The 23,777-nt window shown below is 67.6% G+C and carries 17 protein-coding genes and 2 pseudogenes; 11 read left to right on the forward strand and 8 right to left on the reverse strand.

The window, feature by feature from the left end:
• Nucleotides 1-386 precede the first annotated feature (386 nt).
• The gene (locus ACYVBN_RS03885; protein WP_460599359.1) at nucleotides 387-815 is read left to right on the forward strand and encodes a helix-turn-helix domain-containing protein; all 429 of its coding nucleotides are present in this window, start codon (nucleotides 387-389) and stop codon (nucleotides 813-815) included.
• A 101-nt stretch (nucleotides 816-916) separates the two neighbouring features.
• Here the strand turns inward: ACYVBN_RS03885 and ACYVBN_RS03890 are convergent, their stop codons facing one another.
• Nucleotides 917-3,271, reverse strand: a complete 2,355-nt coding sequence (locus ACYVBN_RS03890; protein ID WP_460599360.1) for a putative Ig domain-containing protein — start codon at nucleotides 3,269-3,271, stop codon at nucleotides 917-919.
• A 169-nt stretch (nucleotides 3,272-3,440) separates the two neighbouring features.
• Here ACYVBN_RS03890 and ACYVBN_RS03895 point away from each other — a divergent pair, with 169 nt between their 5' ends.
• The gene (locus ACYVBN_RS03895) at nucleotides 3,441-3,674 is read left to right on the forward strand and encodes a transposase (RefSeq protein WP_460599361.1); all 234 of its coding nucleotides are present in this window, start codon (nucleotides 3,441-3,443) and stop codon (nucleotides 3,672-3,674) included.
• Here the strand turns inward: ACYVBN_RS03895 and ACYVBN_RS03900 are convergent.
• From ACYVBN_RS03900 to ACYVBN_RS03910, 3 genes and pseudogenes are all read right to left on the reverse strand, one after another.
• Nucleotides 3,652-4,320, reverse strand: a pseudogene (locus ACYVBN_RS03900) (IS3 family transposase); the annotation flags it as partial. The gene ACYVBN_RS03895 and the pseudogene ACYVBN_RS03900 sit on opposite strands and share 23 nt — an antisense overlap.
• A gap of 1,596 nt (nucleotides 4,321-5,916) precedes the next feature.
• The gene (locus tag ACYVBN_RS03905; protein ID WP_460599362.1) at nucleotides 5,917-6,873 is read right to left on the reverse strand and encodes a hypothetical protein; all 957 of its coding nucleotides are present in this window, start codon (nucleotides 6,871-6,873) and stop codon (nucleotides 5,917-5,919) included.
• A gap of 64 nt (nucleotides 6,874-6,937) precedes the next feature.
• Complete coding sequence (locus tag ACYVBN_RS03910) at nucleotides 6,938-7,681, reverse strand: FHA domain-containing protein (RefSeq protein WP_460599363.1); 744 nt, start codon at nucleotides 7,679-7,681, stop codon at nucleotides 6,938-6,940.
• A 516-nt stretch (nucleotides 7,682-8,197) separates the two neighbouring features.
• On the opposite strand from ACYVBN_RS03910, the gene ACYVBN_RS03915 reads away from it, so the two are divergent.
• Complete coding sequence (locus tag ACYVBN_RS03915; RefSeq protein ID WP_460599364.1) at nucleotides 8,198-8,599, forward strand: helix-turn-helix domain-containing protein; 402 nt, start codon at nucleotides 8,198-8,200, stop codon at nucleotides 8,597-8,599.
• A gap of 37 nt (nucleotides 8,600-8,636) precedes the next feature.
• Here ACYVBN_RS03915 and ACYVBN_RS03920 read toward each other — a convergent pair whose 3' ends face one another.
• Entirely contained in the window at nucleotides 8,637-9,731 is a 1,095-nt protein-coding gene (locus tag ACYVBN_RS03920) for a DUF5655 domain-containing protein (RefSeq protein ID WP_460599365.1), read from the reverse strand.
• 374 nt (nucleotides 9,732-10,105) lie between these two features.
• Between ACYVBN_RS03920 and ACYVBN_RS03925 the strand changes: the two are divergent.
• The 3 genes and pseudogenes from ACYVBN_RS03925 to ACYVBN_RS03935 form a co-directional block, all read left to right on the forward strand.
• Nucleotides 10,106-10,454 (forward strand): annotated as a pseudogene (locus ACYVBN_RS03925) (IS21 family transposase); the annotation flags it as partial.
• Between the two features lie 186 nt (nucleotides 10,455-10,640).
• A complete protein-coding gene (locus ACYVBN_RS03930) occupies nucleotides 10,641-11,291 on the forward strand; it encodes a hypothetical protein (RefSeq protein ID WP_460599804.1) in 651 nt (216 codons plus the stop codon).
• A gap of 430 nt (nucleotides 11,292-11,721) precedes the next feature.
• Complete coding sequence (locus tag ACYVBN_RS03935) at nucleotides 11,722-12,741, forward strand: IS481 family transposase (protein WP_460599366.1); 1,020 nt, start codon at nucleotides 11,722-11,724, stop codon at nucleotides 12,739-12,741.
• 148 nt (nucleotides 12,742-12,889) lie between these two features.
• On the opposite strand, the gene ACYVBN_RS03940 is transcribed toward ACYVBN_RS03935, so the two are convergent.
• The 3 genes from ACYVBN_RS03940 to ACYVBN_RS03950 are packed head-to-tail and all read right to left on the reverse strand — an operon-like array spanning nucleotide 12,890 to nucleotide 17,483.
• On the reverse strand, nucleotides 12,890-15,193 hold the full coding sequence (locus ACYVBN_RS03940; RefSeq protein ID WP_460599367.1) for a transglutaminase TgpA family protein: 2,304 nt from the start codon (nucleotides 15,191-15,193) through the stop codon (nucleotides 12,890-12,892).
• A complete protein-coding gene (locus tag ACYVBN_RS03945; RefSeq protein ID WP_460599368.1) occupies nucleotides 15,190-16,470 on the reverse strand; it encodes a DUF58 domain-containing protein in 1,281 nt (426 codons plus the stop codon). The genes ACYVBN_RS03940 and ACYVBN_RS03945 overlap by 4 nt, the downstream gene beginning before the upstream one ends.
• Nucleotides 16,470-17,483, reverse strand: a complete 1,014-nt coding sequence (locus ACYVBN_RS03950) for an AAA family ATPase (protein ID WP_460599369.1) — start codon at nucleotides 17,481-17,483, stop codon at nucleotides 16,470-16,472. Before ACYVBN_RS03950 ends, ACYVBN_RS03945 begins: the two co-directional genes overlap by 1 nt.
• 459 nt (nucleotides 17,484-17,942) lie before the next feature.
• On the opposite strand from ACYVBN_RS03950, the gene mraZ reads away from it, so the two are divergent.
• The 5 genes from mraZ to ACYVBN_RS03975 all read left to right on the forward strand — a co-directional run bounded on the left by mraZ (nucleotide 17,943) and on the right by ACYVBN_RS03975 (nucleotide 23,755).
• Complete coding sequence (mraZ, locus tag ACYVBN_RS03955; RefSeq protein ID WP_440282361.1) at nucleotides 17,943-18,377, forward strand: division/cell wall cluster transcriptional repressor MraZ; 435 nt, start codon at nucleotides 17,943-17,945, stop codon at nucleotides 18,375-18,377.
• Between the two features lie 125 nt (nucleotides 18,378-18,502).
• Nucleotides 18,503-19,552, forward strand: a complete 1,050-nt coding sequence (gene rsmH / locus ACYVBN_RS03960) for a 16S rRNA (cytosine(1402)-N(4))-methyltransferase RsmH (RefSeq protein ID WP_460599370.1) — start codon at nucleotides 18,503-18,505, stop codon at nucleotides 19,550-19,552.
• The gene (locus tag ACYVBN_RS03965; RefSeq protein ID WP_460599371.1) at nucleotides 19,549-20,289 is read left to right on the forward strand and encodes a hypothetical protein; all 741 of its coding nucleotides are present in this window, start codon (nucleotides 19,549-19,551) and stop codon (nucleotides 20,287-20,289) included. The genes rsmH and ACYVBN_RS03965 overlap by 4 nt, the downstream gene beginning before the upstream one ends.
• A gap of 78 nt (nucleotides 20,290-20,367) precedes the next feature.
• The gene (locus tag ACYVBN_RS03970) at nucleotides 20,368-22,338 is read left to right on the forward strand and encodes a peptidoglycan D,D-transpeptidase FtsI family protein (protein ID WP_460599372.1); all 1,971 of its coding nucleotides are present in this window, start codon (nucleotides 20,368-20,370) and stop codon (nucleotides 22,336-22,338) included.
• 7 nt (nucleotides 22,339-22,345) lie between these two features.
• Nucleotides 22,346-23,755 (forward strand): UDP-N-acetylmuramoyl-tripeptide--D-alanyl-D-alanine ligase, encoded by a 1,410-nt coding sequence (locus ACYVBN_RS03975; RefSeq protein WP_460599373.1) that lies wholly within the window; start codon nucleotides 22,346-22,348, stop codon nucleotides 23,753-23,755.
• Nucleotides 23,756-23,777: the final 22 nt, after the last annotated feature.

Consider the following 23,777-nt stretch of genomic DNA (forward strand, 5'->3'; position numbering starts at 1 on the left):
GGCACCGCTCACGCCGCCTGCCGTGATCGGCTGAAGTGTGAGCGACTTGGGACGTGGCTCGTCGTTACCCACCGCTCAGCGACTGGCAGGTGGAGTGTTGCGCTGGATCAGCGACGGTTGTCCCGACGGAGTAATGCCATGGTTCACCCATAAAGACGACCGCGCAGGCGCTGCAGAATCGGCGCCTTGTCACGGCGAGTCGTCGTCGAGGGGCGTGGTCGGCGCAGGTGACCGATGCCGGACGGTTCTACCTCGACTACGGACGCTTCGAACCGGCCACCGCACGGAGCATCGTGGCGGCGCTGTCGGAGGTGGACCGCGAAGCCGGCTCAAACGGGTTGGCAGTTCGCGCGAGCCGCGCGTTGACGACACGGAAGAAGCGGCCGGTGTCCAAGACCAGGGCCGTCCAGGTGCAGGAGGTGTACATGCGTTACCGGGTGCTGGTGACCAGGGTGCAGGTGGCAGAGCGTTGGGTCCGTGCCTCGGACGAGGAAAACGCGGCGGCCAAGGTGCAGGCCGAGTTCGACAAACCGTACGGGTACCTCGGGTCCTGGAAGACGACGACGTCCGAGGTGGAGGTCGTCGAGGCCGAGCAGGTGGCCGGGATCTCTTCGAACCCCCTGTCGCCGGACGGTCCACTGTTGCTGAGCATGAAGGACGCCGCCAGGGCTCTGGGCATCAGCTACGGGATGCTCTACGAGCTGACCAACCGCGGCGACATCGAGCGCATCAGCATCGGTTCCCGCAGGTACATCAGCCGGGAGGCGCTGCTGCGCTTCATCGACGAGCACACCCACCGCGGCTACAACCGGTGACAGGCCGCCCATGGCGGTACGCCGGTCGCGAGTCGCTTCCCCCCGACCCCGGCGCCGGCGGACCGTTTCACGGGCCGAAGCACGGCGCCGTCCTGTCCAGTCTAAGAAAGCCCAGTCACCCGCACTGGCACGGTGGAGCCGACGGTGGTTCCGTTTCCGAGTTGGCCGTAGTAGTTGTAACCCCAACAGTCCACACCGCCCCCAGCAAGCAAGGCACACGTGTGGATGTCGCCCGCACTAATGCTGGCGACCCCGGAGGAAAGCCCGGTCACGGGCACCGGCAAGGTGGAGCCGACAGTCGTCCCGTTTCCGAGCTGGCCGGAGTAATTCGTTCCCCAGCACTCCGCGCCGCCAGTTGTTAGAACTGCACACGTGTGCATGCCACCGACGCTGATGCTGACCGCATTCGATGTGAGTCCCGTCGCCGGCACCGGAGATGAAGCAATAGTGTTACCGATGATTCCCCAGCACTCAACACCACCGCTCACCAGGAGCGCACAGGCATGCGAGTCACCGGCACTCACGCTAGCGACGCCGGACGAGAGTCCTGTCACCGGCACAGGAATCGAGAAGATGTCTCCATATCCCGTCCGGGTGCTGTTGCCGACCTGTCCTACGTTGTTACTTCCCCAGCACTCGACGCCGCCAGTGGTGAGGAGCGCGCAGGTAAATTCCAGGCCACCCCCGGCACTGATGCTGGCGACTCCGGATGAAAGCCCAGTCACCGGCACTGGCACGGTCGAGTTCACGGTGGTCCCGTCGCCGAGTTCACCCCAGTAGTTGGCCCCCCAGCACACAGCGCCGCCCGACGTGAGCACCGCGCAGGTGTGAGCACCGCCAGCACTGATACTGGCCACCCCCGAGGCAAGTCCGGTCACTGGGACCGGAGTTGGTGAGTTATTGGTGGTCCCGTCCCCGAGCTCACCGGACGAGTTGTTGCCCCAGCACTCGACGCCGCCGGAGGTAAGCAGGGCGCACGTATGTTGGGAACCTGCGCTGATGCTGGCGACACCGGATGAAAGCCCGCTTACAGGAGTGCGCGTTCCGTCAGGGCTCACGGAACTTCCACCGAGCTCGCCGAATGAGTTGTCGCCCCAGCAATCGACGCTCCCGTCGACTAAGAGAGCGCACGTGTGCCTTCCTCCGGCGGTAATCTGTTTCACCAGGCCTGGCGATGTTACTGGAATCTGGACAGCGGCGTCCGCCTGTGTGCCGAGCGAATCCTTGACGCCGACCTGAAAGTAGCCCGGGCTGATTGTGGTCGGTGTGCCGCTGATGACCCCGGTTGCCGGGTCGATGCTTAACCCTGCGGGCAGTCCGGTCGCGCCGAAGGTGTATGGCGGCGCGCCACCGACGGCTGTCAGCTGGTAATAGTACGACTTTCCGACTTCGGCCGGTGGTGGCGACCCGTGAATGGTCAGCGGAGTGAAATCGCTCAGCGCAAGGGACTCGGCGGTGATCGCGGCCTGATACAGCGGGTCGCTGTCGGAGTACCCGTTATGCACGTTGACACCTTGGTTCAAGAACGTCGCGGACATCACGGCCTTCATCAGCGGTCCGTCTGGCAGCACAGTCGCGCCTGCAGTTTCCGCGATTACGGTCCCGGTGTCACACACGATGTCGCGGAAGTTGCACACGCTGAGGTATCGCTTGGAACCCTTCCAGTCAGGTCCGTCTGGCAGTCCGCCTAAGATGGGGAATTGAGCGGCACCAACTGGCTTCCTCCACGGGCTCCATTTCAGCGGCAACCGGGCGATTCCGATGTCTGTTCCTAACAAGTCTGGCACCGACCCATATGTTGCTTGTTTGTCTCCGGCCACGCGATCGCCGTCGCCAACGGCGATCACCGCCGACACCCGTGAGAGCACCCGATTGTCGCTGTTGGGATCACTGACGATCCCATTGCCGAACTGTTCGTGCGCGGCGAGGTACTCCACCAGTCGGTGCATCACCATCGCACCCTGTGAGTGACCAGCCAGCACGTAATGCTCATACGGGCACTGTTTGATCCGTGCGTTGAGGAAGCTGATTGTCGCAAGGACTCCGCCATCAATGGATCCGAAGTACGGAGTGGAGGTAGGCGGGATCAGCGTCAGTACGTCAGCTGCCGTGTAAGGCACGGCGTAGAACCCAATCTTGATCACTCCGAGGTTCTCTGAGAACGCGTCGTTGCCCATCGTGTGGTTGAACGTCGAGAGTGCCGAGTTGACGATGTTGCCCATGCCATTGCCTTCGGTGGCGGGCACGCCGGACCCGCGGGCTCCGATGAACACGAAGTTCTGACAGGCGTCTGAGTACGAGTTGAGGTGCGTCAGCACGGTACTGCCACCATCTGCGACCGGCTGCAGGGTTGCAGCTCGACTGGTTGGCACGTCGATCATGGCCACCGTCATGGCAGTGATCAGTACCAGGACCGCTGTCAATAGGCTCCGCACCGGGCGTCGTGTTGCATTCATGAGGCCGATTCCATTCACTTGCGATCGGAAACTCCCTGCATCCAACTCCGCGCCGCCACACAGACGCAGGCTTCTTGCGCACATCGCTCCATAACGCAAGAATGGGGTTGACCCCGTTCGGTGGACATCCTGATCGTCAGGTTTCGGTCTGACAGGGAAGGATGCACTCATGGGTGCGAAGAGGAAGAGTTACACCCCGAAGTACCGGCAGGAAGCTGCTCGCCTGGTGATTGATACCGATCGCACGATCGCGGCAGTCGCTCGGGATATCGGTGTCGGGGAGGCGCTGCTGGGGCGATGGGTCGCGATCGAGCGGTCCCGGATGGACGATCCGCCCGAGGCGATCGGGCCTTGCCCCCGGTTCTTGGACACGGGGTTGGTTATGCCGCGTCAGGCAGGCTAGCGGCGTTTGCTTGCTCGTAGGCGACCGGGGACAGATAACCGCACCACGAATGGCGTCGGCGGTTGTTGTATCGGTGGAGCCACCGGAATAGCTGGCGCCGGCACACTCTCTGGTCTGGCCAACATGAATTGTCTTGCAGGACTTCACGTTTCATCGTCGCGTTGAACGATTCGGCCATCGCATTGTCCGCGCTGGTACCGACCGCTCCCATGGATTGCGTCACGCCCAGTTCCCGGCATGATCGCGCGTAGTCCTTGGACGTGTAGACGCTTCCGTGGTCGGAGTGGAAGATCGCCCCGGCCAGGCTGCCTCGTGTCGCGGCCGCGGCCGCCAGTGCGTCCTGGACGAGTTCGGTGCGCATATGGTCCGCGATCGCCCAGCCGACCAGGCGCCGGGAGTAGCAGTCGATCACCGTGGCCAGGTACAGATTCGACCCGTCAGCGATCGGCAAGTACGTGATATCGCCGACGTACCGGCGATTCGCCTCGACCGCGGTGAAGTCCCGGCGCAGCAGGTCGGCCACCTTCTGATCGGCCGGCTCGGGCACCGTGGTGATCACCCGGCGCCGTTTGCGGTACCCGGCGATCCCGGCCTGGCGCATCACCCTGGCGACCCGCTTGTGATTAACCCGCGACGGTTCCGGTGTGGCCAGACTGTGCGACCGGACCATCGTGCTGCAAGCAGCAGCGGCGTTCGAAGAACTGCCGGGTGAGCCTGGCCAGAGTCGGTCGAGCACGCGTCGGCGCACCACCCGGATCGCTGCCGCACTGGTGACCGCTGGGCTGCTCGCCGGTGGGGGCGTCACCTGGGCGCTCAACCGCGGGAGAGAAGCACACCCGGCCGCGGACCACCGTCCCAGCGGCCAGTCACAGGCGGTATCAGTGCCCGCGGTCGGTGCCGCGGCCACCACTCCCGGTGCGGGCCGGACGAGCACGCCGATGACACCCACCACGCAGCCTGTGCGCACGTCCAAGCCCGCCGCTGCCGTGGGACCGGTGCGCACCGCGATCAAATACTTCAGCCCGTTCGACACCAGCGGGAAACCGGCGGTACATGTCGGCAGCCACGGAACAGGCTCCTGCTTCACACAATCCTTCGTCGACCCGAATGCCTACCGGTGCATCACGGACCAAAGCGCGCTCCTCGACCCGTGCTTCGCGAGTACTTTCGACGCCAGCACCCTGCTGTGTGTGAACTCACCGTGGGACGACGCGGTCCAGCTCACTGTGAACAAGCCGCTACCGTCCGGTGTGGGGCGGTCAAACAGGATACGGCCCCGGATGGGCGCTGGAACTGGATAACGGCGCACGCTGCATCGTCAACCAAGGCACCAGCCCAATTGTCGCCGGAATCACCATGTACTACTCGTGCGACGGTGGCGGCGATGCTGGCGGACTGAATCAGCACGGCAGCACGTGGACGATCGACTACCTGCCGCCGCATTCGACTGGCGTGGCGGAAGTTTCCGTCGCAACCGCATGGGGCGGGTGACCCGCGAAACGCAGGTCGCGCGCCGCGCGCATCCTCGGAGCCGCTGGAGTCGCGGGCGTTGCGGCTGCGTCATACGTGTGAGGTCACACCGAATGTGTCCTTGGCGCGGCGCATCATTGACCCATGACCGCTGTCGTCGCCGCGCTGACACCCGTCACAGGGCAGCACGCAACCGTGTCTGGGCGGACGCCCGGCGCGGCGAGGCCATTCGGTCACGCACTCAGGGCCCGACCTACGAGCGGATCACCCAACGACTCGGCTACGCCAACCGCGGCTCTGTTCCCCGCATCATTCGCAACGCCGTTCACCGGCAGGCCACGTAGTCCGCCAAAGCCGTGGGTGGGTGGGGCGTGGAGGGCATTAGCGGCGGCTGCCGAGCGTTGGGAGGCCGCCGGAGACCGTGCGCACGCTGACGCTGGGAAGCCGTCCCACGTCCGCTCTCGGGGCTCGCGCCTGGCGGATGGGGTGCTGATGTTCCGCACGATTTGTGTCAGGTCGGCGATAGTTTTGCGCGGGCGCTCTGGTGACGTCTGCTGGCCGCGCCGTGGCCGGGCCGCGGGTCCTTGTGGCGCTCCGCCGTGTACTTGCATCGCATGTGCCGGCTTGCCGCGGTAGGGGCAGAAGGCGCCGCCTTTGACTTGGTGGCGCGGCAGCGAGCTGCCTAGTCCGCCGACCATGATGTTCTTGCCGCACTGCGGGCAGAGTGCCCTGAAGTGCGCCGGTCCTGTCCGCTTCACGGGCGGCTTGTGGTTCACCATGAGATGCCGCCAGCCCCAGCGAACAGCTCGGTCGTTGACAACCGGTTGGCAACGGCACTGAACAGATCGGACTCGGTTTCGAAGCTCTGGGTTGGATCCCCGCTCGACGTGTCTCGACGGTATTCCTCCAGGTCCACTAGGGCGTGGAAGCCGCGGAAACCGGAGTAGACGAGCAGCCAGCGCAACTCGCTGGCCGACTGTTCCTTAGCCGCGCTGAACAAGACGTGCAGTCGGGAGTACGTCGAGTTGATGTCGATGAGCTGTTCGACGGGGTCCATGTAGGCGCCGCCGTAGCCGTGCTGGATGAAGGCCCCCACGGGCCCGCAGGTAGTGACGGTGCTGAGACCGTAGCTGTTGGCCCCGTGGCCCGAATGGGACATCACCATCACGCGGCGGTGGCGCAGACTGCGGATGACGAGGTCGACGTCGAAGCTATACAAGGCGAAGGGATCGATGAACGCGTTGCCCCATGACCACCGACCGTAGGTGGCGATGCTGTCCGCTGTGACGGCTCCCAGCGGCGGCATCAGGATGCCTGCTTGCCGCAGCGTCTCAGACATCCCTGTACAGCCGCGTCGTCGGCCGTTCCAAGCGGCGCTGAGCGCTTGGGCAGACGTAGCCGACATCCAGATCCGATCCACGGCGTCGACGCGCTCTTCGACGAGGAGGCGTATGCCGGACATCTCGCCGTCCTCCCAAAACTGCAGCTCCCCGACCGGCACCTCAGCGTTCTGCTGAACCCACCGCCGTGCCTCTTCCGCGATCGGGTCGTGGACGATGAAGTACGACGCCCGAAGCACGTCTTTGCTCTTGAGGTAGGCAAGTCCTTGGACGTCGGCCAGCTCGAAGTCGACGACGCCGTCGGGTTGGGTGACCGTCGCTGCTCCCAGCCTGTGCAGGAGGTCGATGACGACTTCGTGGTCGCCGCAGGTCTGATCCCGGTTGTTCATTGCATCTCCATCCGTTGGGGTTGATGCTCGAGGTTCTCGCCTCGGATGGCAGGCCGAGGGGTACTCAACTGCCCCTCGGGTGGTCAGGCACGTCGTCGGGGCCGATTTGACCGGCGACCTCGACGAGGTGATATCCCAGGTCCTCCAGACGCTGGAGGGGGTCAACTCGACGCCTGTTGACCTTCTCCATGACCTTCACCCACGTGCCGTTGATTTGGGACAGCGAGTCTCCACTCAGCTCGGCTGCCGCATGGATGAGGTTGGGGGGTTTGGGTTGACCAAGGATCAGATATGCGAACAACGCTCCGAGGCGACGTCGTTGCAGGGGCGTCAGCTCGAGCGCGTTGCCGGCAATGTCAGTCCCAACGGTCCCAACGGTCCCAACCGGCTGATGTGTCCACAGCCGCTCGGGACTCTGTTCAGTGTCCCGAGCGATCGGAAGTGGCTCGCCATGGCGCACGCGACGTCGGTACCGAATGGACAGCTCGCACGGTGTGTCTAGATCCCACGCAAGATGCCAGTCGGCCGGTTGCAGGAGGACCTGCGCTCGCGGAGCGAACTCTGCATCGAGCGCGAACACGCTGGCGACCCGCACTCGGGTGCGGTTGCCGTTCTCAAGGATCCATCCCCGCTCTCCAGGTATGAGCCTGGCAAGCGTGCCGGACACGGCCGGATCTCTGCTCCTCAACCCGCATCGAGCCGACCGGCCGATCGTCACTGGCTCGCTCGCCGGGAGTGCCCATGTTCCGACCACTACGTGCGCGATACGCAGTTCGGCTTCGGCGCGCCAACTGCTCTGATCAACCATGGGGTCTCCTCCGCATCGCAGCAGTCTGGGGTAACCGGCAAAAGAGCGCAGAGGAATGCGGATTATTGGGTGCTCGCTGGTCACGGAGCGCGACACTTCCTGTCTCCGGGCGTGCGACCGGGCCGTGTTACGCAAGGTGCGCCCGTTCCCGTTCGCAGATCGTTCCTCGTCGTCACACACAACCGCGCGCGAGTAACCCACGCTGGCCCATTCCAAACGCAGGCGTCCGCGAGTCGTCGACGCTGAGGTCGGACATGGGACACCGTTCTCGCAGATGCATCAGCCGAAATACCACGCTGAGAGACGGCGGGTACTTAGGTTGATTCGTCTACGCCACGCTGTCCTCGTTATTCAGTGCGAGCTGCTCCGCGGACGGCGGGCACCGGAGGGGTGAACTAACTTCCTCGCAACGACACTGCTACGCACGGCGCAAGCGGTGCGATCGGCCCGACGCCCCGCTCTCCGGCGCAGAGGGACGCGTCTTCAGGTGTCGGTGCAGGGAACGATGATGGCCACATGACGGTTGCCTTCGCACTCCCAGCCGTCACCGGGCAGCACCGAAACCGCGCGCTGGCAGCCGCCCGGCGAGCCGAAGCGGTCCGCCTGCGCACGCAAGGGCTCGCCTACGAGGAGATCGCAACGCGGCTCGGCTACGCAAGCCGCGGCACCGTCTACCGGATCGTCAGCCAAGCAGTCCGAGCAGACGTGGCCGAAGCAGCTGAAGAACTACGTCAACTCGAGCTCGCACGGCTCGACGCACTCCAAGAAGCGCTCTGGGATGCGGCGATGAGCGGCGACGTCAAAGCCTGTGAGACAGTCGCTCGGGTCATCCGCGACCGGTGCCAGCTCCTAGGGCTCGCCGCAGGCTCGCCACCATCGCCCGCAGAGCGCACAGTCGTGGATGCCGCCGGTGGTTGAGTGGTTGTTGCCTGTTCTGGGTTGCCAGGCGCGGGAATCAATCGCCGTACGCGCGCTTGATGAGGGCCTGAACTTCGTTCAGCTGCTCAACCGTGACGAGTGAGTACTCGATGCCACCCATCCCAAAGTGCCCGATCTCGGCCACATCGCGCATCACAGTGTCGTTCCACGGCAAGGCCGTCTCCCGAGTAAGCGAGAGGTAGACCAGGACTCGCCCCTTTTGGACCTCGGCGGTGAAGAAGGACCTCTTGCCGCGGTAGTAGCCGATGTACTGCTTCCGAACGCGGCGGGTCACATCCGCGCCCAGCGACTCCCCGAAGCTGTCCAGCGCCTCCCATAGTTCACGGATGAGGCTGCTCTTGCGGCTGAAATGGTGATCGAGTGGGTACTCCTGACCCTTGCGGGGCCCTACCGGTCCACTGGAAGCAGTGCGCTTACCATGCTGCTCAAGGCGCCCTTCGTTTGTCGGTGATGCCTGCCGGCCATCGAGGATGCGCTCGAGGCTCCGCCTCAGCCCGTCGACCGGGACTGACGGGTGCCCGAGGCGCTCGCCGAGCATCTCGAGTAGGGGCGCAGGAGGATCGGTCGCAAGCTCGGATAACGCTCTGCGCACTCGCGTGTCCGTGAACACTCGATCTCCATACGCGGTGAGGGCGCCAGTCTCCGCGGACTCCCGACCTATCAGCCGCAGAAGGCGGACCTTGTCCTGGATCGGGTCCGGGTCTCTCAGGTCCACCTCGAAGAGCAGCTTCTTGTCCATGGCTACCGGCTCGTTCGTCTTGAACACTCGGTACTGCAGACCGTTGGTGAGAACGCACCAGACGACGCCGTCGTTGTTTGCGTAGTTGATGGTCTGGGCGATGAACTTCTTGTCACCGAGATTCTCGCCGATGCCCTTGGCCTCCACGAATAAGCGCGGACCGCTCGATGGTGTCAGGGAATAATCGAGGAAGGTGCCGTCGAAGACCTTGACCTCCCTTGCAACCACCTCGACGTCGCCAAGGTCCCAGCCGAGGGCCGTGAGCAAAGGGTCGATGAGAAGGGCCTTCGTGTTGGCCTCGTTGCCGGCTCCCACATCCTTCAACTTCTCGGCCTTGTTCAACGCAGCCGCCATGACCTCTGCAATCCCCATGGTCGGATCCTAGCTACCCCTTCACTCGTATCGCTTCGAAAGCAAAACGGCACATGGAGCATGTCGCCCATTCGTCGTGAGTGCCCTGAAACGTAGGTCGCCGGGCACTCCATCGGCGTACATTGCGGAGAGCCACCTTCCGGCGAGCGGATCGCTCCCGTCGTGGTGCCGCCCGACTACTACCGCATTCGTACGCTGCGGGTATGCCGTGTCCCTGGCCATGGAAAAGTCCCCGTTGGTGGCCGGGTGAGGTCCCCGCTGGTGGCCATGTAAAAGTCCCCACCCTCTGCTCGTCGTGTCGCAGGTGAGCTGAGGTCCTGAGCGGTGACGGTGGCGGTGTCTAGCCAGTCACTGCCACCGCTCAGGAGCCTCTATTGAAGAACATGAGGGAAGAGATGGACATCATCGCCGCCTACCAGTTGGTGGGTACGTATCGTGGCGCCGCGGAAATCTGCGGCACTACGCACAAGACGGTCAAGCGCGTGGTCGAGCGCGTCGAGGCTGGCGGGGAACGGCCGGTGCGGGCATCCCGCCCGGCGAACTACGAGGCCGTGCGGGACCTGGTCGCTGCAGCGGTCGTGGCCGGGCATGGCCGGGCCAGTGCGAAGCGATTGCTGCCGAGGGCGCGGGCCGCGGGCTACACGGGATCGTAACTTCCGGCGCCTGGTCGCCGAGGAGAAGCAACGGTTCCGGCGCGCGAATGGTCGGGGTCGGCGTCCGGCAAGAATCGACGGATCTAGGCCTACCTTTAATCGATCGGGGTCTTCTGCTGACCCAGAAGGGGACGAGGCGCGAATGTCGAAGTGTCCAGCCATCGCTTTGGCGGTGATGATCGCCGTTGGGCTCAGCGCGTGCGGTGGAGGCGGGTCGAGAGCTGCATCGTCCGACCCGGTCGGAGATCCGTCGGCTATGGAGACCTCTGCGGTGGTGCCGCACCCGAGCCCCTCGACAGCCGATCCCGGCACCACAAAGACGGTAAGACCGAAGGCGACCACGAAAGCACCCGCGGCGACCGCCGCTGTCCGCCGTGCGTCCGCATGCAAGTCGACAGACCGTGCCCTGGTCGTCGGCAGCACCACCGCCGCGACGTTCTCGATCTGCGAGACATCGGCCAGCCGCGCCTACTACCGGGGCCTGACTCCTGCCAACGGTGAATCGGTGGAGGTGGACAACGTCGTGCGTACCTCCAATGGCTGGCTGGTCACCGCACGCGACGGGACGACGTATGCGATCTCCGCAGCGAACATGGTCATCACGCTGACCACGGGCGACCAGGTGACATCGCGAATGGTCAGCTACCAGACGGTTGGTGGTCAGCAGTCTGCGGCGGCAACCCCGGCCCGGCGGGACGCCAACGGTTTCGCTCTCGGCGGGCCGCCGGCACCCACACCTCCGGCGAACTACAACAACCCGAGTCACGCGGACTGCCTGAAGTACCTGAGCGAGTTGCGCGCGTGGTCGGACTACCAGAACCAACACCGACCTGCTGGATCCACCAATGACCTTCCCGGCAGCGGCGACGTGCAGTACCTCTGGAGTGCCTGCCACCTCAATTACTAGGTCGATAGGCCCGATGACCCCAGATGTCGAACAGCAGCTTGAGGCGGTGGAACCGAGACTTCGACAGAGGAGCTCATTCCAGGATATTTCAATGCACAGCGCTTCGACGGATACGCCGGAAAGCCTTGGGATCACTGCGTTTGCACAGCGCTCGAGTCGTCCCAGGTGCTGCGCGACTACCTGGACTGAATCTTCTGCTGCGACTCCTCGCAGCACGCAGAACGGCCCCGGCGAACAAGTTCGTCCGGGGCCGTTCTGCGTGCTGGTCGTCGTCTCCGCGGCTGCCGGTGTGGCCGAAAATGCGTGACTAACTGTTGCGGTTCATGACGTTGGTGACAGTCGGGGGTAGGTGAGGAGGCAGGTCCCTTCGCGACAGGATGAGTGGTGTCAAAGCCGTTCATCACGTTGAGTCAGCAAAGGAACCTGCCCTATGTCCCACCGTAATGCTCCGCTGACCCCCGAAGGTCGTCGCCGACTGGTGCTGCGGTGTCAGCACCGTCCGATCGCGCACGTCGCGGCCGAGGCCAGCATCTCTCGGCAGTGCCTGTCCAAGTGGGTTGGCCGGTACCGGGCTGGTGGCGAGGCCGCCCTGGCGGACCGGTCCAGTGCCCCGGCGTGCCGGCCGACGCGCACCCCGCAGCCGGTGGTCGAGGAGATCATCCGGTTGCGCAAGAAGCACCGCTGGTCCGCGGTCACGATCGCCGCCGAGCTGCGCGCCCAGGGCACCCCAGTCGCCGTGGTCACCGTGACTCGTCACTTGCGCGCGCACGGGCTGAACCAGCGTCGGTGGCTGGACCCCGAAACAGGTGAGCCCAACCGTGAACCGCCTGGCCCGGGCAAGATCGTCGCCCGGTATCCCGGTCACATGATCCACCTGGACGTGAAGAAGAGCGGCAAGATCCCCGACGGCGGTGGCTGGCGGGTCCACGGGCGCGGCTCTGAGCAGGCCAAGGCCGCAGGTCGAGGGCGCCGCCGCGGCGAGCGGGCCGGGTACACCTACCTGCATTCGGCGGTCGACGGGTTCTCCCGGTTGGCGTACACCGAACCGCACGACGACGAGAAAGCCATCACCGCGATCGGGTTCTTGTCCCGTGCCCGCGTGTTCTTCGCCGAACACGGCATCCATCGCATCACGCGCGTGGTGACCGACAACGGATCGTGTTACCGGGCAAACGATTTCAACCGCAACGTGTTGTCTTTCGCGGCCAAGCACCAACGGATCAAGCCCTACACGCCCAAGCACAACGGCAAGGTCGAGCGCTACCAACAGACCCTCGCTCAGGAGCTGTTGTACGCCCAGTCCTGGAACTCAGAGTCCGAGCGTCGCCACGCGATCGGCCGCTGGCTGATCCACTACAACTACCATCGCTCCCACACCACCGCCGGCGGGAAGCCACCGGCCTCCCGCCTCAAGACCGGCGTCACCAACGTCATGACCAACAACAACTAACCGGCAACGGTCGCTGCTTCGGGGCCGGATCGGCCGGAAATGCGTGACTAACCAGCAACGGTCGCTGGTTGGGGTGCCGGCGTGGCCGGAAATGCGTGACTAACCGGCAACGGTCGCTGGTTCGGGCCGGTCCGACGCCCGCGACCGCTCAGCGGCGCCGGTGTATGCCGAACAGGCGCGCCGGCCCGCGGGCGACCCGCGCGACACCACGCCGGAAGACCGCCCGGCCGGACGCCGGCAGCACCGCGGCGGCGATGCGCTGGGGCCACGACTGTTGCCGGCGCACCCCGTCCAGGATGAGCCGGGACTGCCGGTCGATCGTGCTGGGTGAGGTGCCCGGGGCGGCATACCTCTCCTGCTCGAGGGTCGACATCGCCGAGTGCAGTGCCTCCAGCCCGGCCGGGGGCAAGGCGGCGCGGGAGCGGTAGTAGCGCTCGGTCGCGCGCGGGGACCGCTCCTCCTGCGGTGGCGGGATGCCCAGATCGCCGAGCCGGCTCTGCAACACCTGCCACTGCGCCTCGACCGGCCGGTGCTCGCACAGCCGCGCACTGATCGATTCGCGCTGCCGACGGGCGAGCAGGGGGAGCACCAGGGCACCCAGCAGGCCGACCGCCAGCACGAGCAGGACGATCACCAGATTGCCCCACCAGTCGATGTGGTGACCGCCCGCGGCGGTCCGCGGAGCCGTCGACCTCGAAGGGGCCGCGGACGACGAGGACGGCGCCGCCGAGGACGACTTCGGTGCCGTGGACTGCGCCGAGGGGGCATGACCACCGCCGGCCGGGCCGGTGACCGCGGTCGTGTAGCTCGGCGGCGCGCCGGTGCGGTCACCGGGCGTGGGCTCGAAGCGCGTCCAGCCCATACCCGGCAGATACAGCTCCGGCCAGGCGTGTGCACTGGACTGCATCACCGTGTAGGTGTCGTTCGCGGCCGGGTTGCCGGGCAGGAAGCCCAGCGCCATCCGCGCGGGTATGCCGTCCGCCCGGGCCAGCATGATCATTGCCGTCGCGAACTGCGTGCAGTAGCCCTTCTTGGTGACCAGGAAATTGGACAACGGATCGAGCTTCTTGCCGTCCACCCGTTGCATCGGTGCCAGCGTCAGCGAATAGACGAAGTCGCCCGAGCGCAGGTAGTCCTGGATCCGCACGGCCTGGTCGAAGGAATTCTTGCCGCCGAGTCGCCCGGCCAGAGCTCGCACCCGCGCCGCGGACTTCGGGTCGACCTGCAGCGTCGAACCGAACTGCTGCCGGTCGATCCGGAGTCCCGGCTGGTAGGCGTCCTGCTGCGGGATCCGGTAGTCCAACTCGTAGGACTTCACCGACCGGGTCACATACGGCTGTTGGGTGGTCGGGGAGTAGCCCCACTTGGTCTGCCCGAAGTCGCCGGACTCGATCGGGAACGGCACCGGCACGTTCGGCGCGGTCATCGTGTTGTCGGTGACCTGCAGATGCTCGACATACGCGCTGTCCGTGCGGGCCGCACCGGCCGGCGGGGGCAGCGGCTTGCCGTCGGTGCCCATGATCAGTCCGCTCGGCCCGGGGAAGTCCTTCCACTCGCCGTCGGAGTAGGTGCCGCCCGCGGTGACCCGCAGCGGCGGCGGGGACAGGTCGGTGGTCTTGAAGGTGAGGACCGGCGAACCGTCGGTCTTGCGCAGGTCCTTGGCCAGGTTGACCGTGGTGCTGAACGCCACGACCCCGCTGCCGCCACTGCCACCGCGACCGAGCCCCTTCGCGAAGTAGTGCGGGTCCGGATGCGGCAGGAACACCGGCACGATCAGCGCCAACGCGATCGTGGCGATGCCGAGCGCACGCGCCGCCGACGCCAGACCGGTGAGGCCGAGCTGGTCCTCATGCAGGGTCGGGGTGAGCGCGCGCGCCCGCACCGACGACCAGCTGCGGACCAGCACGCCGCTGCCGTGCGCCAGCATCGTCAGCCAGGCCACCGCGAGCAGGATGAAGAACACCGGGTTGAGCGCCGCGCCCGAGTTGGACGTGGACAGCATGTAGATGACCATCATCGGCACGCCGGCCAGCGCCGGCTGCCGTGCAGTCACCGCCAGGAAATCGGTGCCGATCGCCAACCCCGGCACGATGAGCTCGAGCATCATCAGCAGCCCGGGGGTGACCGGGGCCGGCACCGACGACTGCCGCACCGTGTCGTGCGCCTCCTGCACCAGATCCTGTATGGCGGAGATCAGCGTCGAGTCCAGATGGTCGTGGACGTTGAGCAGCAGCACCAGCGCGACCAGCGCGAGCACCTGCACCGCCAGCACCCCACCCGCCGAGGCCCGCGTGGTGCGCATGCCCGCACCGACCAGCCCGACGAAGGCACACAGCAGCAGCAGCATCCACAGCCACGAACCGCCCTCCAGCAAGGTGGTCAACGGCCACAGCGCGACCACCGAGCCCAGCAGCGCCAGCCCCGACTCGCTCCAGCGCGCCCGGGCGATCACAAGGACCCCACCTGCACCAGGGCCTTGTTGGTGACCGTGGCCCATGCCTGCCGGATCGGCAGCTTCGCGTCGACGATCTCAACCCGCCACCCGGCGGCGGCGAGCTGATCGCGCACCCGCAACGCGGCCTCGCTCGGGCCGTCGCCTGCTTCGGCGTCGCGGGCGCCGGCGAAGCTGGCGCTGTCGAGCACGAAGCCGAGCGCGGCGGCGTTCGGCTGGCGCAGCCCGGCCAGTTCGGCGCCGGTGTCGTCGTCACCGGCCGCGACGATCGCGGCGACCAGCCCTCCGGTCGTGACCCGGTCGTGCCCGACGGACAGCACCCGGGTGAAGTCCTGGTCGGTGCCCAGGGCCACGGACGCCAGATCCTCGATCATCTCCGGCGTCGACCGCTCGATCAGGTCGGTGTGGCTCGCCTGCAGCGACTCCCGCGTCACCAGCTGGGTCCGGTAGCCCAGCTCGTCCAGGCGCACCAGGATCGAGGCGACGGCACTCACTGCCCATTCGAACGAGCCGGCCGCACCGGTGCCGCCGTGCGCCGACTCCCGTGGGTCGAGCAGCACCAGGGCGGAGCGCCGCGCGGGGCGGTCCTCCTGGCGCACCATCAGCTCGCCGCGGTGTGCGGTCGCCGGCCAATGGACCTTCCGCAGGTCGTCACCGTCGTGGTAGTTGCGGATGCTGACGTCCTCCTCGCCGTGCAACGCCACCATCTGCGGGGTCTCCCCGTCGTTGCCCACGCCCGACCCGGGCGGGTGCGACGCGCCGAGCGGGACCACCCGTGGCAGCACCAGCAGTTCGTCGGTGCTGTCCAGTGACCCGGTCACGTAGGTCAGCCCGAAGGGGTCGCGCTGCGCCAGGGTCACCGGGCCGAGCGTGTACCGCCCGCGCAGGTGGCTGCGCACGACATACGAGACCTCGCGCGTCGCGCCCGGCTCCAGCCGGGCGACGACGAACCGCGGCCGGTCGCCGAGGACGTAGTCGATGCGTTCCTCGGCCAGGTAGAGCCGGCTGGAGCGCTGGTCGACGTTGGTGAACGTCACTCGCACCTCGGTGCGTTCGTCGGGCACCGCGGTCCGCGGCGTGACCGTGCGGCGCACCTCGATCCGCGGTGCCACGCGGCGGGCGAAGATCAGCGCCAACAGCGCGAGCACGAGCAGCAGCACGCCCACCCGGACGATGTCCTCGAAGCCGAGGAAGAGTCCGGCCGCGGCGAGTACCACGCCCGCGGTGAGGAACCCACGGCCGAGTCCGGTGAACGTATGCCGCCGAGGTCGCGCCATCAGCGCACGCCGGAAGGGACCGCCACGCGTCGCACGATCTCGGCGAGCACTCCGCCGACACCACGATGCAGGTGCTGGTTGTCGCTGGACAGGATCACTCGGTGCGCGAGCACCGGCTCGATGAGTCGCTGCACGTCCTCGGGTATGACGTGGTCGCGCCCGGAGAGGGCGGCCGCTGCCCGAGCCGCGCGCAGCAGTTGCAGTGACGCCCGTGGCGAGGCGCCGAGCCGCAGTGCACTGCTGCCGCGGGTGGCTGCGGAGATGTCGACGATGTATTGCCGCAGGGCGGGGCTGGCGTGCACCTGCGCCACCCGGCGCGCCATCCGCTCGACGGTCGCGCCGTCGGCCACCGGGGTGAGCCGCTCCAGCGGCGACAGACCGCCATGCACGTCGAGCATCTGCAGCTCTGCCCCCGGCGTGGGATAGCCCATCGAGATGCGCGCCATGAAGCGGTCGCGCTGAGCCTCCGGCAACGGGTAGGTGCCCTCCATCTCGATGGGGTTCTGGGTGGCCATCACCATGAACGGTGCGCGCAGCCGGTAGGTGTCGCCGTCGACGGTGACCTGACCCTCCTCCATGCACTCCAGCAGCGCCGACTGCGTCTTGGGGGAGGCCCGGTTGATCTCGTCGCCGACCACGATGTTGGCGAAGATGGCGCCGCGGCGGAACTCGAAGGTGCGGGTGTCCTGATTGAACACGCTCACCCCCGTGACGTCGCTGGGCAGCAGGTCCGGGGTGAACTGGATGCGGCGCATCGGCGAGTCGATCGACCGCGCCAGGGCCTTGGCCAGCATGGTCTTGCCGACTCCCGGCACGTCCTCCAGCAGCAGGTGACCGCCGGCGAGCAGCACGACGACCGCCGTCTGGATGACCTCCGACTTGCCCTCGATCACCGAGGACACCGCCCGGTGGATGTCGTTCGCGACCTGCCGGACATCGTCGATGGTGGTGCTCTGTGCGGTGGCGGCGCCGGTCTCCGGGGTGACGGAGTCGGTGTCGGTGGTGGAGGACATGACTCGATCCTGCCTGATGGGCGCCCACCCTTGGACCTGATTCGGGCAACGACGCGATCCAATCGTTGCGTCCGACTCTACTCGTGCGCCACCGCCCGATCGCGCGCCTGCTCGGCCGGCTGCGCCGGTGTCGTCCCGGCGGCGTTCCACCCGGCGTTCGCGGCCGGCTCCCCACTTCTCCCCACCTTCCGGCGGTGTATGGCGCTCGCCGGCCTGACGGCGCGCAATCGCGCGGAATCCGCGGCGCACTCCCAGCCGGTGAGCACCGTCGCGGAGTCCGAGGAGACCGATCTCGTGAGATTTCCCCCACCCCGCCCCACCGCCGCTGACCTGCGAGAACACCCCAGGATGCGGCGCGGTGGCGACCGATCGGGGCGACAGGTGGGGGGAAGTGGAGTAGAGTGGGGCCAGTTGGTGAGGAGCGGTTCTTCGCGTGCGGCAGAGGAGGAGGTGCGATGCATGTTTCTCGGCACGTACACCCCTCGGTTGGACGAGAAGGGACGACTGGCGCTCCCGGCCAAATTCCGCGAGAAGCTCGCCGGCGGCCTGGTCGTCACCCGGGGGCAGGAGCGCTGTCTCTACGTGTTCGCCATGGCTGACTTCGAGCGGCTCACCGCGCAGATGAGCAATACCCCGGTCACCAACCGAGCGGTTCGCAACTTCCAGCGCGTGCTGCTGTCCGCGGCCTCGGACGAGATCCCCGACAAGCAGGGCCGCGTGACCATCCCCGCGGTGCTGCGTGACTACGCCGGACTGTCCAAGGACTGCACCGTCATCGGCACCGGCAACCGGGTCGAGGTGTGGGACACCGCCGCCTGGAACGACTTCCTCGCTGCCACCGAGGACGACTTCGCCGATCAGGGCGAGGAGGTGATCCCTGGCGGGCTGTTCTGACCCTCGGCCTCCATCCGCTTCTCGGGCGGGCGATTCCGGCACACCTTCCCCGGTGCCGGACTCACCGACTCCGACCGTTCGAGCGGCTGGGGACCAAGGCTCAGAAAGGCCCGTCGGGTTTCGCCATGCAGATATTCACCACGCACACGACCGCGCAGAAGGAGCAGGGTGTGACCGCACGGGGCGCAGCCGACCGGCACACGCCGGTGCTCGCCGCCCGCATCACCGCCCTGCTCGCACCCGCGCTGGATCACCCCGGTGCCGTCTTCCTGGACGGCACCCTCGGCATGGGCGGCCACACCGAGGCGATCCTGTCGGCCTGCCCGACCGTGACCGTCTACGGCGTCGACCGCGACACCGACGCCCTCCGGCTGGCGGGGGACCGGCTGGCGTCATACGGCGACCGCTTCCAGCCCGTGCACGCCGTGTATGACGACGCGATCGAGGCGCTCGCCGAGCGCGGCGTGACCGCGATCGACGGCGCACTCTTCGACCTGGGTGTGTCCTCGCTGCAGCTGGACGAGACCGGCCGCGGTTTCGCCTACCGCGTCGATGCACCGCTGGACATGCGGATGGACCAGACGACCGGCCCGACCGCCGCCGACGTGCTCAACAGCTATTCCGCGGCCGACCTCGCCCGCATCCTGCGCGTCTACGGCGAGGAGCGGTTCGCCCGCAAGATCGCCGCCGCCGTGGTGCGCGAGCGCGAACGCGCGCCGTTCACCGACTCGGCCCGGCTGGTGGAGCTGCTGCGACGGGTGATCCCGGCCGCGTCCCAGCGCGCCGGCGGCCACCCGGGCAAGCGCACCTTCCAGGCCCTGCGCATCGAGGTCAACCGCGAACTGGCCGCGTGGGAGGCCGCGCTGCCGGAGGCGATCGACGCCCTCGCCGTGGGGGGACGGATCGCGGTGCTCTCCTACCACTCGCTGGAGGACCGCATCACCAAACGCAACCTCACCGCCGGCGCCACCAGCACGGCACCGCCGGACCTGCCCGTCGAGCTGCCCGAGCACGCGCCCTACCTGAAGCTGCTCACCCGCGGCGCCGAGCAGCCCCCCGAGCAGGAAATATCCGCCAACCCGCGCGCGGCGTCCGCACGCTTGCGCGCCGCCGAACGTATCCTCCCCACACACCGTGGGGTCCAGCAGTCCAGAATGAAGGGACTCTCGAGATGAGCCAGCTGACCGCCCTCCCACGGCCTGCGACACGGGCCGCCCGACCGGCTCGGCCTGCCTCGCGTGGCGCACGCAGCGCCGCGCCGGCCGCGCCCCGGCTGCGCGTCGTCGAGACCAAGGATGCGGCAGAGCACACCGGTGTCGGGTTCGTCGTGCTGTGCGTCCTGCTGCTGGTCCTCGGGCTCCTCTCGTTGCTGTTGCTCAACACCAACCGCGCGCAGGAGTCGTTCGCGATCGACAAGCTGCAGTCGAAGGCGGCGGCACTGACCGACCAGCAGCAGCAGCTGTCCAGCGAGATCGACGCGCAGTCGGCTCCGCAACAACTGGCGCTGCGCGCGCAGAAGATGGGTCTGGCGCCGGCGGCCAAGATCCGCTACGTCCGCAAGGCCGATGGCAAGGTGCTCGGCGTGGCGAAACGGTCCGGCAAGGACTCCACGTTTACGGTGGGCACGCTGCCGTCGACACCCGCTTCGCGGGCCGCGGGCACGGCCGTCAGCACCGCCTCGGCAGGGTTGCTGGTGTCCAAGCCCAAGACCCTCACGGTGGAGAAGGCCAAGCCCGAGAAGTCGACCTCCGCCGCTGCGGCGAAGGGCGGCAAGACGTCCGAAAAGTCAACGAAGTCAACGAAATCCACGCAATCCACGCAATCCCAGCAGTCCACGGCGCCGGCTTCCGGAGCGGGCACATCCGCCACGTCCCCGTCCTCCGGCACGTCCCACAGCTCGTCCACGAAGTAGCCGACCCTCGCGAGGTAGACAGTGACCACGTCCCGACGCCCCGGTGCGCGCCCGCCGCGTCCCAGTGGTTCGGCTCGGGTGTCGGGGGGAAGCTCCCGCACCACCCCGAGGAGCGGCGCGGGGAAGCGCTCGGCCGGGACCGTCGGCAGCGGCGCGCGCCAACGGCCGGCGCGCGCCGAGGAGCACACCGCACGCAGCCACACCCCGCATGCGGCCAAGGCGTCGACCGCGCCACCGGCGCGGCCGCGTCGTCCCGTCGGGCTCGGCGTCGGCCACCCCCGGCGGCGTGCCCGCCTGCTGATGGTCGCGACCCTGATCGTCTTCAGCCTCTTCGGCGCCCAACTGTTGCGCATCCAGGGCTTCAACGCGCAGAGCGTGTCGCGTGACGCGCTCGCGTCCCGGCTGAACACCTCGGTGCTGCCCGCGTCCCGCGGCTCGATCGTCGGCGCGAACGGCGTGGTGCTGGCGGCCAGCCTCGACCGGGTCAACGTGACCGACGACCCGACCGCGACGGTGACCTACAAGAAGCGGGTCGACGGCCAGGTCGTCGAGGTCGGTCTCGCCGGCGCCGCGATCGACATCGCCGACGCGATCGGTGCCGAACCACAGCCGATCCTGGACGCCATGCAACAGGCCGCCAAACGCAAGTCGCGCTTCACCTACCTGCTCAAGGGCATCACCCCGCAGCAGTGGCGCCAGATCGCCCAGCTCGGCATACCGGGCGTCTACAGCGAGGCCAGCACCGAGCGCGACTACCCGCAGGGCACCTCGCTGGCGCCGTTGCTCGGCTGGGTCAACGGCAGCGGTCAGGGCGGCGGCGGCGTCGAGCAGATGGAGCAGAAGGCTCTCAACGGCACCCCCGGCAAGCACGTCTACGAGCAGGCGCCCGACGGCACGGTGATCGCCACCGGCGACAACCAGGACACTCCGGCGGTGGACGGCAAGGACGTCCAGCTGACCATCGACAACGACCTGCAGTGGTACTCCCAGAACGCCATCGCCGAGGCGGTCAAGCAGTCCGGTTCGCTGTCCGGTGAGGTCGTGGTCATGGACACCCAGCAAAACCTCAAGGCGGTCGCCAGCTATCCCAGCTTCGACAACAACAACGTCGCCGCGGCGCAGGCCGGCGAGCTGCAGTCCAAGCCGTTCACCCAGGCCTACGAGCCCGGTTCGACCAGCAAGGTCATCACCATGGCCGCGCTGCTCGAGCGCGGGAAGTCCACCCCGACCACCCACGTCGTCGTGCCGCCGACCCTGACCCGCGCCGGGGAGACCTTCCACGACGCCGAGAAGCACGGCACCGAACACCTGACCCTGGCCGGTGTGCTGTCGCAGTCGTCCAACATCGGCACGATGATCGAGGGCAGCAAACTCGACAAGGGCACCCTCTACCACTTCATGCGCGCCTTCGGCCTCGGCCAGACCTCCGGCATCGGCTTCCCCGGTGAGTCGCAGGGCGTCTTGGCGCCCTACAAGAACTGGAGCGCCAGCCAGCGCTTCACGGTGATGTTCGGCCAGGGTCTGGCGACGACCGCGGTCCAGGAGGCGTCGGTGTTCGCGACCGTCGCCAACGGTGGCGTGAAGGAGCCGGTCACACTGATCAAGGGCATCGGCACCGACGGCAACTACACCGCGCCGCAGGACGATCGCAAGCCCACCCGGGTCATCTCGAAGTCGACCGCGGACCAGCTCACCAAGATGATGGAGGGCGTGGTCTCCCAGACAGGCACGGCCAAGGCCGCGGGCGTCGACGGCTACTCGGTGGCCGGCAAGACCGGCACCGCCGACCGCTACGACTCCGCGCTCGGGCGCTACAACGGCGTGACCGCGTCGTTCATCGGCTTCGCACCGGCCAAGAACCCCCGCTACATCGTCGCGGTGACGCTGCAGCGGCCGACCAAGGGCAGCCAGTTCGGCGGCGACGTGGCCGGCCCGGTCTTCTCCAAGATCATGGGCTACGCACTGACCAAGGGCGGCGTGCCGCCCACCGGCAAGCAGGCCTCGCTCTACCCGTTGACCTACGAGCCCGCGGGCAGCCGCAAACCCTGAGAAACAGATGATCGCGTTCACCCTCGAAAACATCGCCACGGTCACCGGCGGCACGCTGCACGGCGAGGACCGGCTGGTCGACGGCCCCGTGGTCACCGACTCGCGCGAGGCACTGCCGGGCAGTCTGTATGTCGCCCGCGTCGGCGAGCACGCCGACGGCCACGACTTCGCCGCCCCCGCCATGACGGCCGGGGCCGTCGGGGTCCTGGGCTCGCGGCCGCTGCCCGGCATACCCACCGTCGTGGTCGCCGACGTGCAGCAGGCCTTCGCCGACCTGGCCCGCGCCGTCGTCGACAAGGCGCCGCAGCTGCGGATCATCGGCATCACCGGCAGCTCCGGCAAGACCTCCACCAAGGACCTGCTCGCACAAGTGCTGGCGCCGGCCGGTGAGACCATCGCACCGGTGGGCTCCTACAACTCCGAGGTCGGCGTGCCGTTGACCGTGTGCCGCGTGACGGCCGGGACCCGCTTCCTGGTCGCCGAGATGGGCGCCACCAACATCGGCAACATCGCCTACCTGACCCGCATCGCACCGCCCTCGATCGGCATCGTGCTCAACGTGGGCACTGCCCACGTGGGGGAGTTCGGCTCCGTCGACGCGATCGCGCAGACCAAGGGCGAGCTCGTCGAAGCGCTGCCGGCCTCCGGCCTGGCAGTGCTCAACGCCGACGACCGCCGGGTGGCCGCGATGGCGGCCCGCACCGACGCACGCGTCGTGACGGTCGGCCGCGGCGACGACGCGCAGGTGCGCGCCACCGACGTCATGCTCGACGACCAGGACCGGCCGTCGTTCACGATCATCGGCCTGGACGGTGTCGAGGCGCTGCCGGTGCGGCTCGGCCTGCACGGCGAGCACCAGGTCGGCAACGCGCTGGCCGTCGCGGTCGCCGCGCGCGAGCTGGGCGTCGCGCCGGAGCAGATCGCCGCCGGGCTCGCGGGGGCCCGCCCGGTCAGCCGCTGGCGGATGGAGGTCCACCAGCTGCCCAGCGGCGTGACGCTGATCAACGACGCCTACAACGCCAACCCCGACTCGATGAGCGCGGCGCTGGGCGCGCTGCAGCGGATGGGGCACGGCCGGCGCACCATCGCCGTCCTCGGCGAGATGCGTGAGCTCGGCGACACCAGCCGGCAGGCACACCACGACGTGGGAGCCACCGCGGCCCGGCTCGGCGTCGGTGTCGTGGTGGCCGTCGGCGGGGGAGCCGAGCCCATTGCGGCCGCCGCGCGGGAGGCCGGGGTCTCGGTCCGTCTCGCCGCCGACGTGGAGGAAGCGCACCGGATCGTGATGCAACTCTTGGCGCCGTCAGACGTCATACTCTTCAAGTCAAGTCGTGATTCCGGCCTGCGATACCTCGGGGACCGGATCACTGTCGAGCAAGGTGGGTACCTCCAAGAACATGGACCGACGCATGCGTAGGCCCCGAAACGCGCCTGTCCCC

This window comes from Flexivirga lutea, from assembly GCF_054778955.1.